The organism is Peteryoungia rhizophila, from assembly GCF_004912145.1.
GTDB lineage: Bacteria > Pseudomonadota > Alphaproteobacteria > Rhizobiales > Rhizobiaceae > Allorhizobium > Allorhizobium rhizophilum.
In genome coordinates this window covers 754815-767232 of record NZ_STGT01000001.1, presented here as the reverse complement: position 1 = coordinate 767232, position 12418 = coordinate 754815, and the positions used below count along the sequence as shown (strand labels likewise).

At 61.6% G+C, this 12418-nt stretch carries 12 protein-coding genes; 6 read left to right on the top strand and 6 right to left on the bottom strand.

Translation table 11 applies throughout. The features are described 5' to 3' along the window. Window positions 1-152 precede the first annotated feature (152 nt). Genes E9677_RS03575 through E9677_RS03560 form a run of 4 tightly spaced genes read left to right on the top strand, consistent with a single transcriptional unit; the run spans window position 153 to window position 3779 of the window. Complete coding sequence (locus E9677_RS03575) at window positions 153-1157, top strand: ABC transporter permease subunit (RefSeq protein ID WP_136556700.1); 1005 nt, start codon at window positions 153-155, stop codon at window positions 1155-1157. A 14-nt stretch (window positions 1158-1171) separates the two neighbouring features. After that, on the top strand, window positions 1172-2080 hold the full coding sequence (locus E9677_RS03570) for an ABC transporter permease subunit (RefSeq protein WP_136556699.1): 909 nt from the start codon (window positions 1172-1174) through the stop codon (window positions 2078-2080). Between the two features lie 2 nt (window positions 2081-2082). Next, window positions 2083-2931 carry an ABC transporter ATP-binding protein gene (locus tag E9677_RS03565; RefSeq protein WP_136556698.1) on the top strand — a complete coding sequence of 283 codons (849 nt, stop codon included), beginning with the start codon at window positions 2083-2085 and terminating at the stop codon, window positions 2929-2931. 8 nt (window positions 2932-2939) lie between these two features. Next, window positions 2940-3779 carry a dipeptide ABC transporter ATP-binding protein gene (locus E9677_RS03560; RefSeq protein WP_136557183.1) on the top strand — a complete coding sequence of 280 codons (840 nt, stop codon included), beginning with the start codon at window positions 2940-2942 and terminating at the stop codon, window positions 3777-3779. 49 nt (window positions 3780-3828) lie between these two features. Here the strand turns inward: E9677_RS03560 and E9677_RS03555 are convergent, their stop codons facing one another. Beyond that, window positions 3829-5607: an alpha/beta fold hydrolase gene (locus tag E9677_RS03555; protein ID WP_168801106.1), complete on the bottom strand. Its 1779-nt coding sequence runs from the start codon at window positions 5605-5607 to the stop codon at window positions 3829-3831. A gap of 141 nt (window positions 5608-5748) precedes the next feature. Continuing rightward, entirely contained in the window at window positions 5749-6219 is a 471-nt protein-coding gene (locus tag E9677_RS03550) for an Lrp/AsnC family transcriptional regulator (protein WP_136556696.1), read from the bottom strand. A 167-nt stretch (window positions 6220-6386) separates the two neighbouring features. Here E9677_RS03550 and E9677_RS03545 point away from each other — a divergent pair, with 167 nt between their 5' ends. Beyond that, on the top strand, window positions 6387-7559 hold the full coding sequence (locus E9677_RS03545; RefSeq protein ID WP_136556695.1) for an amino acid aminotransferase: 1173 nt from the start codon (window positions 6387-6389) through the stop codon (window positions 7557-7559). Window positions 7560-7563: 4 nt separating this feature from the next. Next, window positions 7564-8190, top strand: coding sequence for a YitT family protein (locus E9677_RS03540; protein ID WP_205910094.1), 627 nt, complete (start codon window positions 7564-7566; stop codon window positions 8188-8190). Window positions 8191-8207: 17 nt separating this feature from the next. Here the strand turns inward: E9677_RS03540 and E9677_RS03535 are convergent, their stop codons facing one another. From E9677_RS03535 to E9677_RS03520, 4 genes are read right to left on the bottom strand one after another with little or no spacing between them, the layout of a single operon-like run. Then, window positions 8208-8960, bottom strand: coding sequence for an ABC transporter ATP-binding protein (locus E9677_RS03535; protein ID WP_136556694.1), 753 nt, complete (start codon window positions 8958-8960; stop codon window positions 8208-8210). Continuing rightward, the gene (locus tag E9677_RS03530) at window positions 8954-10021 is read right to left on the bottom strand and encodes a FecCD family ABC transporter permease (protein ID WP_136556693.1); all 1068 of its coding nucleotides are present in this window, start codon (window positions 10019-10021) and stop codon (window positions 8954-8956) included. The genes E9677_RS03535 and E9677_RS03530 overlap by 7 nt, the downstream gene beginning before the upstream one ends. Continuing rightward, window positions 10021-11154 carry an ABC transporter substrate-binding protein gene (locus E9677_RS03525; protein ID WP_136556692.1) on the bottom strand — a complete coding sequence of 378 codons (1134 nt, stop codon included), beginning with the start codon at window positions 11152-11154 and terminating at the stop codon, window positions 10021-10023. The genes E9677_RS03530 and E9677_RS03525 overlap by 1 nt, the downstream gene beginning before the upstream one ends. 57 nt (window positions 11155-11211) lie before the next feature. Continuing rightward, complete coding sequence (locus E9677_RS03520; RefSeq protein WP_136557181.1) at window positions 11212-12342, bottom strand: ABC transporter substrate-binding protein; 1131 nt, start codon at window positions 12340-12342, stop codon at window positions 11212-11214. Between the last annotated feature and the right edge of the window lie 76 nt (window positions 12343-12418).

Sequence of the window (12418 nt, the reverse complement as noted above, 5' to 3'; positions counted from 1 at the left end):
ATCTTTCGCCGCGGGCCTTGGCCCGCGGCGTTTGTCGTTGATACGAGACCGATCTCGCGTCATGCTCGAACGCTCAGGTGGAGCATTTCGGGTAAACCTCAGACGGCCACAGGGCCGCGGTTCGACCTCCCTTAAAACAACAGGTCTCACACATGTTTGGCTTTCTCCTGCGACGGCTCGCCGTCTTGATCCCGACCTTTATCGGCGTCTCGATCATTGCCTTCGCCTTCATCCGGCTTTTGCCCGGCGACCCGGTCGCGCTTCTCTCCGGCGAACGCGTCATGTCGCCCGAGCGTCACGCCCAGATCAGCGCGCAACTCGGTCTCGACCGCCCGATGGTGGTCCAGTACTTCGATTATTTGGGCGGTGTCGTCACCGGTGACTTCGGCACCTCGATCGTCTCGAAGAGCCCGATTATCGACCAGTTCTTCGCACTCTTCCCGGCCACGGTCGAATTGTCACTCTGTGCGATCCTGCTGGCCATCGCCATCGGCGTTCCAGCCGGCATCATCGCGGCCATCAAGCGCGGCTCCTTCTTCGACCAGACCATGATGGGCATTGCCCTTGTCGGCTATTCCATGCCGATTTTCTGGTGGGGCCTTTTGTTGATGATCCTGTTTTCCGGCATCCTGCAATGGACACCGGTGTCGGGGCGCATCTCCTTGATGTTCTTCTTCCCGCCGGTCACCGGCTTCATGCTGATCGACTCGCTGATCTCCGGCCAGAAGGGCGCCTTCGCCTCGGCCGTCAGCCATTTGATCCTGCCGACGATCGTGCTTGCGACCATTCCTCTCGCCGTCATAGCACGGCAGACGCGCTCGGCCATGCTCGAAGTCCTGTCTGAGGACTATATCCGGACAGCCCGCGCCAAGGGCCTCTCGCCCTTCCGCGTCGTCAGCCTGCATGCGCTGCGCAATGCCATGATCCCGGTCATCACCACGATCGGCCTGCAGATCGGTGTCCTGCTGGCTGGCGCGATCCTGACCGAAACGATCTTTTCCTGGCCGGGCATCGGCAAGTGGATGGTCGACAGTGTGTTCCGCCGTGACTACCCGGTCATCCAGGGAGGCCTCCTCCTGATTGCCGGCATCATCATGGTCGTGAACCTCATCGTCGACCTGCTCTACGGCCTGATCAACCCGCGCATCCGCCACTAGAAGGATAAAGTCCCATGGCAGAGACAACAGACAGCCAGCCGGTTTCGAGCGCGCAGATGCGCCGCCAGATGCTGGCCGAATTCTGGTTCTACTTCTCCGAAAACCGCGGTGCCGTGATCGGCCTCGTCGTTTTTGTCGCTCTGGTGCTGACCGCCGTCTTCGCCGGCGTCATCGCACCCCACTCGCCTTTCGAGCAGTATCGTGAAGCGGTTCTGCTTCCGCCGGCTTGGCTCGAGGGTGGCAACTGGAGCTTTGTGCTCGGCACCGATCCTGTCGGACGCGACATTCTCTCGCGCCTGATCTACGGGTCCCAGTACTCGCTCTTCATCGGCGTCTTCGTCACGACTTTGTCGCTGACGACAGGCATCGCGATCGGCGTCATCGCCGGCTATTACGGTGGCTGGCTCGATACCGCGATCATGCGCCTTATGGATATCATCCTGGCATTCCCGTCGCTGCTTCTGGCACTAGTACTGGTCGCAATTCTCGGCCCTGGCCTCACCAACGGCATGATCGCCATCGCACTCGTGCTGCAGCCGCATTTCGTGCGTCTGACGCGTGCAGCCGTCATGTCGGAAAAGACGCGTGACTATGTGACGGCCGCCCGCCTTGCTGGCGCAAGCCCGTTTCGCCTGATGTTCAAGACGATCCTGCCCAACTGCATGGCGCCGCTGATCGTCCAGGCCACGCTCTCCTTCTCGAATGCCATCCTCGACGCGGCAGCCCTCGGCTTCCTCGGCATGGGGGCCCAGCCGCCGGCACCCGAATGGGGCACGATGCTCGCCGAAGCGCGCGAATTCATTCTGCGCGCCTGGTGGGTCGTCACCTTCCCAGGCCTCGCCATCCTGATCACCGTTCTCGCCATCAACCTCATGGGTGACGGCCTGCGCGATGCGCTCGATCCCAAGCTGAAGAGGTCCTGATCATGGCACTTCTCGATATCCAGAACCTCACCGTCCAGTTCGAGACGGCCAGCGGATGGTTCAAGGCGGTCGACGGCGTTTCGCTGTCGGTCGAGCCGGGCGAAGTGCTCGCGATTGTGGGCGAGAGCGGCTCCGGCAAGTCTGTTGCCATGCTCGCGGTCATGGGCCTTCTCCCCTGGACGGCGAAGATCACCGCCGACAAGATGGAATTCCAGGGGCGTGACATCCAGAAGATCTCGGCGGCCGACCGGCGCAAGCTGATCGGCAAGGACGTGGCCATGATCTTCCAGGAGCCGGTCGCAAGCCTCAATCCCTGCTTCACCGTGGGTTTCCAGATCGAGGAAGTCCTGCGCCTGCACATGGGCCTCGGCAAAAAAGAATGCCGCGAACGCGCCATCGAGCTTTTCAAGCTCGTCGGCCTGCCTGATCCCGCCGAGCGCCTCAACCACTTCCCGCACCAGATGTCGGGCGGCCAGTGTCAGCGCGTGATGATCGCGATTGCGATCGCCTGCAATCCGAAACTCCTGATCGCCGACGAGCCGACCACGGCACTCGACGTGACGATCCAGAAGCAGATCCTCGACCTTCTGATGAAGATACAGGCCGAAACCGGCATGGGCCTCATCATGATCACCCACGACATGGCTGTGGTGGCCGAGACCGCGGACCGCGTCATCGTCCAGTACAAGGGCCGGAAGATGGAGGAGGCCGATGTGCTCTCGCTCTTCGAAAACCCGAAGAACCCCTATACTCGCGCGCTGCTTTCGGCCCTGCCGGAAAACGCCACCGGTGACCGCCTGACGACGGTCTCCGACTTCCTGGCCGCCGCAGAAACGGGAGGTGCCGCATGACCACAGAGATGCAAACCCCGATGCTCGAGATCCGCGACGTCAAACGCGACTACCGTGTGTCGCAAGGTCTCTTCAAGGAAGACAAGATTGTCCACGCGGTCAAAGGCGTGTCCTTCAAGCTCGACAAGGGCAAGACGCTCGCTATCGTCGGCGAAAGCGGTTGCGGCAAGTCGACGCTCGCCCGCATCCTGACCTTCATTGACGAACCAACGGCAGGCGAATTGTTGATCGACGGCCAGAAGGTCGACTTGCGTCCGGGCCACCTGACAGCCGACATGCGCCAGAAGGTGCAGATCGTCTTCCAGAACCCTTATGGCTCGCTCAATCCGCGCCAGAAGATCGGCGATGTGCTCGGCGAGCCCTTGCTCATCAACACCAAGATGAGCTCGGCCGAGCGGCGCGACCGCGCAACCGAAATGCTGGTCAAGGTCGGCCTCGGTCCGGAGCACTACAACCGCTATCCGCACATGTTCTCCGGCGGCCAGCGCCAGCGTATCGCGATCGCCCGCGCGCTGATGCTCAATCCGAAGCTGCTGGTCCTCGACGAACCGGTTTCGGCGCTCGACCTCTCGGTCCAGGCTCAGGTGTTGAACTTGCTCGCCGACCTGCAGGAAGAGTTCGGCCTGACCTATGTTTTCATCAGCCACGACCTTTCGGTCGTGCGCTACATCGCCGACGAGGTGATGGTGATGTATTACGGCGAGGCGGTGGAATATGGCACGCGCGACGCCGTGTTCTCTGACCCGCAGCATGACTACACCCGCACACTCTTTGCCGCGACGCCCCGCGCCGACGTCGAGTCGATCCGCGCTCGTATGGCGAAGCGCAAGCTGGTCGCTGTCGGCTGAATGATCGAAAACGCGGGAGGGGGAGCCTTTGCGGCATTCCCTCCCGCCACTATCCGCGCTTGGCGGATTCCTCGGCCGCCTCGGCGAGAATCCCGATGACGTGCTGCCGGACGGACGGTGGGCTCAGCGTATGATCGGCATTCTCCAGCAGGATGTGCCGCAGTCCTGGAAATGCACGCTGGCCGGATAGGGTCTTGCCGAAATAGAGCCTCTGCTGGTCGAGGCTGCCATCGGTGCGGCAGGAAATGAAGATGACCGGCACCTTCCGATCCTCCAGGCGCCGTAGGAGCGCGAACAACCGTCCGCGCAACCGCCCGAGCTTGGTGATACCACCGAGATAGGGCGAAATACCGCGCAGGAGCCTGTCGCGTGCGTGGCTGGCGATGTTCAACGCGGCCTTCGGGATATTCACCTCGCCACTGAAAACCCGCTTGTAAGTGCTCAGGCTGGCGGCCCGCCGCTTATAGTCACTCAGTGGGCGGGCGCCCGCCATCAGAAGCGAGTCCACATCCTCGTCTGGATCGAGCACGAGCCGGAGCTGGTTGATCGAGACGATGCCGGCCACCTCGGCATTGGTCGCGCCCGCATAGAGAGCGGAATGAGCGCCGCTGCAAATGCCGGCCAGCAGGATCGGAGCTTTGGTGAGATTGCGGACGTGGCGGACGACGGCATGCACGTCGTTGAGCTGGTCTTCGGAATAGACGACCTGATCGGGCCCCTTCGGATCAGCAGGGCTGTCGCCGATATTGGAAAGATCGACCCGCAGCGTCGCGATGCCCTGACGGGCGAGCGTGCGCGCTGTCTCGACCCAGATGCGGCCCCAGCCGGTGTGTGGCGCATAGGCCATGTTGTGCAAAATGATCACGGCCTTTTCCCCGCCCGACGGAGGCTCGCAGAAAACGCCGAAGAGGCGCGAATTGACAATCTCCGGCCGCTCGCGAAATGAAGCTGCCTCAAGGACGGAAGGTTCGTTGTCCGTAGCCTGCGGCGCAGGAGAAACGGCCTCTGGGCGGATATTACAGCCGAACCAGTCACCGATCCTGTCAATGAGCGCCATGGGTATCGGGGATGTTACGACCCCGTCCAACATCGCACTGTACCCAGAGAAATCGATGCACTCGACTGCTGCGCCGGCGTTGCGCAGCTGATCGGCGAGTTCGATGTCGGCTGCATTTTCCGGACGCGCCAGAACGAGTGCTGGCAGCCCGGCAGGTATGTCGTCGATGCCGACAGTAAGGGCCTTCAGATCGGCGGCAAGGTGAGGATCCATGATGAAGGAGGCGAGCACCGTCGAGCCCTCAGGGTAGCCGAAGTCGATGGCGAGCCCGTCCTCGATGATCTTCTCCCGCAATGCAGTCTCGCGCAGATAGCGCCGACCGTTCAGGGTCGATGCCGCAAGCACATAGCCGGCCAGATTGGCATCCTGTTGTCCAGCGCGGAGCGCGACTGCGGCACCAATCCCCATACCGTAATAGATGATGCGGCTGCAGCCCGTCCGGATGCGCAATTCCTCTGCCGCCCGCAATGCGCCGGCGACCCAGATGTCGAAGGTTGCGCCCGCCTCGACCGGCAGGGAATCACCTTCGCCCGGATAGTCGAAGCGGATCGCGGGATATCCCCGTCGTGCGAGCTCAACTGCGATGAGGCGGTGGAACTTGACCGTGCAGAGAGCGTCGAAGCCCCACGGTGCACAGAACACGACGCCGGTCTCTCCCGAAGCCGGATGCAGGTGACCGAACATGCCATCCATCGTCACAGGGATGGCGGCGGATGCCTCGACATCGTGGGGCAGGCCAGAATTTGCGGGCGCGCGAGCAGATTGCTTCACTGAAGTTACCATGGGTCAGACATCAGGGACGAGAGCACTTCGTCCCCAGCCTCACCATTGGACAAAATCCCTTAACACATTAGCAAAGCTCGAATGGAAAATGGATGTTTCCCCACATCCGGGCAAAGGCATTGTCCGGCGTCAGGGCAGGTAACCGTAAGAGGTCTTGGGGCTATCGAAAACCATGGTCGAGCGGATGGTCTTGATCTCCGCCAGCCGATCGAATTCCTGCCAGATTAGCCGCTTGTAGTCCGCCATGTCGCGCACGGAAATCTTCAGGAGAAAGTCGAAGTCGCCGGCCACTGCGTGGATCTCGACGACTTCGGCGAGCTTGCCGACATGTTCGATAAAGCGTTCGCCGACCTGTGGCGTCGTGCGGTCCAGCGTGATCTCGACGAAGGCCTGGAGACCGAGCCCGACTTTCAGCGGATCGATGACGATCGTCTGGCGAATGATGCCGCTCGCGTAAAGCCGTGCCAGACGTCGAGACAGGGGCGCCGCCGTCAGTCCGACACGTTCGGCAAGCTCCGCATTGTTGAGGCTGGCATCCTCCATCAGGCAGGCAATGATCCGACGATCGATCCTGTCGAGAGTCGCAACGCCATCATTCATAATTGGTCTTTCATGCGAGGAAACGAGCAAATATCTATCGTGAAACTGCCACATCTGGCAATCTTGTTCATGCGGTCCTGCCCAAGGAGATCAAATCCGCTGAGACTTTGCGCCGGAAACTTGATAATTCATCTGCAACACAACCGCACTTCGACGAAGGTCCTCTGATGTTCGACAAGCTCGCCTCCCAGCCCAACGACCCGCTGCTTGCCCTGATCGGGCTCTACAACGCCGATCAGCGAGCCGACAAGATCGACCTTGGCGTCGGTGTCTACCGCGATGATCAGGGTCGTACGCCGGTGCTGCGCGCGGTGAAGGCGGCGGAAAAGGAACTTCTGGAGAAGCAGGAAAGCAAGTCCTATATCGCGCCGGAAGGTGACCGCGTCTTCCTCGATCTGCTCTGGGATCTCGTCGGGGGCATAGGCCATGGCAAATTTGCGGCCGGCGTCCAGACGCCGGGTGGTTCGGGCGCTCTTCGTCTCGCCTCGGACCTCATCGCACGTGCCGGCAGCGGTCGTCTGCATCTCGGCCTGCCGAGCTGGCCAAACCATGCCGGGATCTTCGGCGCGACCGGCCTGAACGTGGAAACCTATCCCTATTTCGACGTGCCGACCCAGGACGTGCGCTTCGCCAGCATGATGAAGGCACTGAGCAGCGCACCCCGCGGCGATGCCGTGCTCATTCATGCCAGCTGCCACAATCCGACAGGTGCGACGCTCACGCCTGCGCAGTGGGAAGAGCTGGCCGCCGTGATTGCAGACAGGCGCCTCGTGCCGCTGATCGATTCCGCCTATCAGGGCTTCGGCGCCGGCATCGAGGAAGACGTGGTAGGCTTGCGCACCATCATCGCCGCAGTCCCGGAAGCGCTGATTGCCGTCTCCTGCTCCAAGTCCTTCGGGATCTACCGGGAGCGCACCGGTGCCATCTTCGCGGTCGCGGAGACACAGGAAGCCGCAGACGTCGCCCGTTCGAACCTCGTTACCATGGCCCGCACCAGCTATTCGATGCCGCCCGATCACGGTGCTGCGGTGGTTCGCACGATTCTCGCGACCGAAAGCCTGCGACAGGACTGGATGGACGAGCTGAACGGCATGCGCGACCGCCTGAACGGCCTGCGCCGTGAACTCGCGGCGGCGCTCAGCGACGGCTGGCAGCTTGCGCCGCAGATCGCCGAACAGCAGGGCATGTTCTCGCTTCTGCCGCTCAAGGAAGCTGACGTGATGTCGCTGCGCAAACATTACGGCATCTACATGCCGACCTCTGGCCGCATCAACATCGCAGGCCTGAAGAGTGCGGACATCCTGCGTGTCGCCAACGTGTTGAAACCGCTTCTGGGCTGAAACCATGACCACCACAACCGTGACCCAGGCGGGCGCCGAGCGCCACCGCCTCTATGAAGACGTGCTCGCGATGATCTCCGGCACCATGTTCGTCTCGCTGGGAACGCTGATCTATACCGAGACCATGCTGACGGTCGGTTCCAGTGCGGGCCTCGCGCTGCTGCTATCCTATGTCAGCGGCTGGGGCTTTGGCCTGATCTTCTTCATCGTCAATCTGCCCTTCTACATCCTGGCGGTAAAACGCATGGGCTGGGCCTTCACCTTGAGGACTTTCACGGCCGTGGCGCTCGTTTCGATCCTGTCGAAGCTGAACAGCCAGTGGATCGACTTTTCCCATCTCGACCCGCTCTATGCGACTGTCATCGGCGGCGGCTTGATCGGAACGGGCTTGCTGATGCTGTTCCGCCATCGCACGGGTCTCGGCGGCATCAATATACTGGCCATGTATCTCCAGGAAAAAACCGGCCTTCGCGCCGGCTATTTCCAGCTTGGGGTAGACCTTGCGATCCTCGCGACAGCCTTCTTCGTCCTTCCAGCCGATCGCCTGGCCCTATCCGTTCTGGGCGCTGCCATCGCCAATCTGATCCTCGCGATCAATCATAAGCCCGGACGCTACATGGGGCTGAGCTGAGCTTGGGCGGCTCTGGCTTATGCCAAGGCCGCGTCCACGATGACGAGAGGCCGCCCTTGTGTGCAGGCCTCGATGCGGGCATCGACCCGGTACACATCCCGAAGCAGAGAAGGGGTGATCACATCGCCAGTCGCACCGCTCGCGACGAGCCGCCCGTCGGCGACGACCAGCGCATGTTCGCAGTACCGCATGGCATGATTGAGATCATGCAGAGCGATCAGGATCGCAATGCCGCTTTGGCCTGCAAGCTCTCGCATGAACTGCAGGACTTCGATCTGGCGGAAAAGGTCGAGCGCCGACGTCGGTTCGTCCATCAAGAGCACTTCGGGCTTGCGCACGAGCGCCTGGGCAATGGCCACCAGCTGGCGCTGTCCGCCGGAGAGTTCGCCGAGATCGCGGAACGCGAGGTCTGAAATCCTGAGCGAAGCCAGGATGCGGTCGATCTCGATAAGCTCGCCGTCTGCAACCTTCCAGCCCGATCCCTGCTTGGAGGCGAGAAGCACGCTCTCATAGACGGTGAGCACCGCATTGGCGCCGGTGTCCTGCGGCATGTAACAGATCGGCCGCAGACTTTCTTCGCCGGAGAGATGGACCACGCCTGCTCCCTTGAGCAGTCCGGCGATCCGCTTGAACAGCGTCGATTTGCCCGCGGCATTGGGGCCGATCACGGCCGTCAGCGCGCCGCCTGCAATGTCACCGGTGGTGATGTCGCTGAAGACGCGGTGGCGGCCATATTGCGCACCTACCGCTTCTAGCCTGAGGGCTACCATGCGCGCCTCCTGTTGGTGAAGATGAGAGAGAAGAAGAAGGGCACGCCCACGAGTGCCGTGATCACGCCGATCGGCATGATCGCGCCGGGGATCAACATCTTCGAGACGACTGAGGTCACCGAAAGCAGCAGAGCGCCGCAAAGGATGGAGCCGGGCAGGAAGAAGCGCTGATCTTCGCCGAGCAGCATGCGGGCGATATGTGGACCGACAAGGCCGATGAAGCCGATGGTGCCGACGAAGGAGACCGGGATCGCGGCAAGCAGGCTGACAAGCAGCATGGTTTCCAGCCGGAGCGCCCGCACGTTGACACCGAACGATGCAGCCTTGTCGTCCCCCAGTCGCAGTGCCGTCAGCGCCCAGGCGCGGCGTGCAAACAGCGGCACGCTGAAGACGAGGACTGCGAAGGTCACAGCCACCTTGCCCCAGGTCGCCTTGGTCAGCGAACCCATGGTCCAGAAGACGACGGCCGCGAGTGCCTGTTCCGAGGCGAGATATTCGAGCAGCGACAGCAGCGCATTGAAGGTGAAGACGAGCGCTATGCCGAGCAGAACGATGGTCTCGACGGTCACGCCGCGCATGGTCGATACGCCGTAGATAAAGAGCGAGGCAAGCATCGCCATCAGGAAGGCGTTGATCGGCACCATGTACTGCACGGCAGCCGGGAAGACGGCGACACCCGCGACCAGCCCGAGCGCCGCGCCGAATCCGGCCGCAGCGGATATGCCGAGCGTGAACGGGGAGGCGAGCGGATTGGCGAGGATCGTCTGCATCTGCGCGCCGGCGAGCGACAGGCACGCACCGACGGTGACCGCCATCAGCGCGATCGGCATGCGGATGTCCCAGATGACCACGCGAAGCTGGTTGCCTGCAGATGCGGGATCCCAGATCGTGGCAACGACTTCTGAGAGTGTGTAGCGGGCAGGGCCATAGGCCATGTCGACTGCTACGCTGAGCAGAAGGGCGAGGAACAGCAGGCAGAGAATGCCCATCCGTTTGGCCGCGATGGCGCGGTAGCGTTCGCGGCCCAGGGCCAGATCGGGAGCTTCGGCGGCAATGGCCATCAGTGTGTCTCCTCGTTCAGCGAGACGAAGTAACCTGGCTTGTAAGCGACCGGCAGGAATGTCTTGTGAAACTCCTCGAAGGTCGCCTCGGGATCGAGGTCGGCGAACAGGTCAGGATGGAACCACTTCGCGAACTGCTGAATGGCGACGAACTCATAGGGTACGCCGTAGAACTGGTGCCAGACCGCATGGACCTCGCCCGTCTTCACGGCCTTCAGTTCGCCGAACCCGGTGCGTGCCACCAGTGTGGAAAGCTTGGAACGGGCTACCTGAAGGTCGGCGCCGCGCCCGACATGCACGAAGCGCAGCGTCTTGGATTCCGCCGCCCAGTTGGATCCGGTGGCGATGTAGTGATCGGGACTGTCGACGATGAGCTGTTCGAGATTGAGATTGCCGAACGTGGTCTTGATAACATCGGCGGCAATGTTACGACCGCCGGCCTGTTCGACCATCTCGCCGAAATTGTAAGGGCCAAAGCTTCGGCAGCAACCATTCTCTCCGTCATTGCCGGGTGCGCGCTCGATGAAGACCTTCGGGCGGACGAGGTTCTGAGCCTGGGCGAGCCGGTCGACGACCAGCGCTACCTGTTTCCGGCGATAGGCGATAAATTCCTCGGCCTTGGCGTCGGCACCGAAGATCTGGCCGAGGATCCGGATGCTGTCTTCGCTGTTCTTGTTCGCATCGACCCGGAAATCGACATAGACGATGGCGATGCCGGCTGCGGCGGCCTTTTCCTCGATGCCGCTCTCGACCGCGACCTTCTGCGATTCCAGATTGAGCGTGATCACGTCGGGAGCAAGGGCAATTGCTGCCTCGAGGTCGAAGGTGTTGTTCGGCACGTAGCCGAAGCGGGGCAAATCGGCGATTGCCGGAAAGCGCTCCGAATAGGCCGTGTAACTGTCGGCATCCTTGGAGAAGAAGTCATCTCTCCAGCCGACGATCTTGTCGAGCAGTTGGTCGCCGGTGAGTGCCGCGATCGTATGGATCTGGCGAGCTTCGCCGACCAGCACGCGCTTGGCCGGCAGATCGATCTCGACCTTGCGTCCGGCAATGTCGGTGATCTCCGCCGCCGAGAGCGGGGGCACCATAACGGTTGAAAGGGCGATCAACGCCCCGAATAACTTGGTCAACATCAGTCTGTCTTCCTTGCAGGAAATCCGGCGCCCCTGGGCGAGGCGCCGGTTGGTTTGTCAGGACCCGGCCTTCACCGAGGCGAAGTAGCCTGGGTGGTAATCGACCGGCAGGAAGCGCTCGTGCATTTCCTTGAACGTGGCGTCGGCATCGACATCCTTGAAGAGATCCGGATGCAGCCACTTGGCGATCTGCTGAACTGCGACGAACTGGTAGGGGCTGTTGTAGAACTGGTGCCAGATGGCGTGAACATTGCCGTCCTGAACCGCCTTGATGTCGGTAAAACCGGGACGCTTCATCAGCTCGGAGAGCTTGCGGGCTGCTTCAGCCTTGTCAGCACCCGGGCCGACGCCGACCCACTTGCCGCCGGGGACATAGAGTTCCCAGTTGGAGCCGGTGACGATGACCTGGTCGGGGTTCGAGGCGATGATCTGTTCCGGATTGACGGTGCCGAAGGTCCCCGGGATGAAGTCCTTCGCCATGTTCACGCCGCCGGCGAGCTCGACCATCTTGCCGAAATTCTCGTTGCCGAAAGACATGCAGCAATCGTCGGAATAGCCGCCGGCGCGTTCCATGAAGACAACCGGCTTCTTGAGGTCCGCCTGCTTGGCCAGCACATCCGTGACCTTGGCGATCTGTTCGTCGTGGAATGTCACGAATTCTTCGGCGCGCTCTTCCTTGCCGAACAGCTTGCCGATGATGCGCATGGAATCGTCGGTGTTCTCCATCGGCTTTTCGCGGAAGTCGATATAGACGAGTGGGATGCCGACGGCGGCGAGCTTCTCGATATAGCCGCTCTCTTCGGTCGCCGATTTCGCTTCCGTGTTCATGATGATGACGTCGGGCTTCAGCGCGACTGCCTGCTCGATGTCGAAGGTGCCGTCCTTCATGCCGCCGAAGGTCGGGATCTTCTCCATCTCCGGATATTTCTTCAGGTAGATGTTGTAGCCGTCGAGGTCGGCCTTCTTGAAGTCGTCACGCCAGCCGATGACGCGGCCGAAGGGATTGTCGGTGTCGAGGGCGGCGGTGAAATAGATCTGGCGACCTTCACCCAGAATGACGCGCTCCACCGGCACGCTGACTTCCACTTCGCGGCCCGTGATGTCCTTGATCTTCACCGTCTCGCCGGCCAGCGCGACGCCCGAAAAAAGGACGAGCGAAACCGCGGCGGCTGACGCCACCCTCTTCATCTTGAACACGGTAAGTTCTCCTGTTTGTGATAATGGCGTGCACTATGATTTTATGACTTTCCCAGTCAAGAAATAT

What these genes read in the sequence shown, in the direction of transcription:
- E9677_RS03560 (WP_136557183.1), top strand. Translation starts at nt 2,940, where the DNA reads ATGCAAACCCCGATGCTCGAGATCCGCGACGTCAAACGCGACTACCGT.
- E9677_RS03570 (WP_136556699.1), top strand. Translation starts at nt 1,172, where the DNA reads ATGGCAGAGACAACAGACAGCCAGCCGGTTTCGAGCGCGCAGATGCGC.
- E9677_RS03575 (WP_136556700.1), top strand. Translation starts at nt 153, where the DNA reads ATGTTTGGCTTTCTCCTGCGACGGCTCGCCGTCTTGATCCCGACCTTT.
- E9677_RS03525 (WP_136556692.1), bottom strand. Translation starts at nt 11,154, where the DNA reads ATGTTGACCAAGTTATTCGGGGCGTTGATCGCCCTTTCAACCGTTATG.
- E9677_RS03565 (WP_136556698.1), top strand. Translation starts at nt 2,083, where the DNA reads ATGGCACTTCTCGATATCCAGAACCTCACCGTCCAGTTCGAGACGGCC.
- E9677_RS03530 (WP_136556693.1), bottom strand. Translation starts at nt 10,021, where the DNA reads ATGGCCATTGCCGCCGAAGCTCCCGATCTGGCCCTGGGCCGCGAACGC.
- E9677_RS03520 (WP_136557181.1), bottom strand. Translation starts at nt 12,342, where the DNA reads ATGAAGAGGGTGGCGTCAGCCGCCGCGGTTTCGCTCGTCCTTTTTTCG.
- E9677_RS03545 (WP_136556695.1), top strand. Translation starts at nt 6,387, where the DNA reads ATGTTCGACAAGCTCGCCTCCCAGCCCAACGACCCGCTGCTTGCCCTG.
- E9677_RS03535 (WP_136556694.1), bottom strand. Translation starts at nt 8,960, where the DNA reads ATGGTAGCCCTCAGGCTAGAAGCGGTAGGTGCGCAATATGGCCGCCAC.
- E9677_RS03540 (WP_205910094.1), top strand. Translation starts at nt 7,564, where the DNA reads ATGACCACCACAACCGTGACCCAGGCGGGCGCCGAGCGCCACCGCCTC.
- E9677_RS03550 (WP_136556696.1), bottom strand. Translation starts at nt 6,219, where the DNA reads ATGAATGATGGCGTTGCGACTCTCGACAGGATCGATCGTCGGATCATT.